Source organism: Gelidibacter salicanalis (assembly GCF_016469035.1).
Lineage (GTDB): Bacteria > Bacteroidota > Bacteroidia > Flavobacteriales > Flavobacteriaceae > Gelidibacter > Gelidibacter salicanalis_A.
The window spans coordinates 1-235 of the sequence record NZ_JAEHJZ010000667.1 but is presented as its reverse complement, the minus strand read 5'-3'; the positions used below and the strand labels follow the sequence as shown (position 1 = coordinate 235).

Genomic DNA, 235 nt, shown 5'->3' with positions numbered 1-235 from the left:
CTGGTGACGGCGACGGCGTTGATTAACTTCGGTGCGTTGGTGGCGTTCACCTTTGTGAACCTGTCGGTGATTTCGCAGTTCTATATCCGCGACAAGCTGAACCGTACCGTAAAAGACACCTTCAACTACCTGATTTTGCCGGTGTTGGGTGCGCTGACCGTAGGTGCGCTGTGGCTCAATCTGGAAACCAGCTCAATGACGCTGGGGCTGGTATGGGCGGCGATTGGTCTGATTT

At 54.5% G+C, this 235-nt stretch carries 1 pseudogene; it reads left to right on the top strand.

Features of this window, described 5'->3' with window-relative positions:
• Positions 1-235: pseudogene (locus JEM65_RS22245) on the top strand (hypothetical protein); the annotation flags it as partial.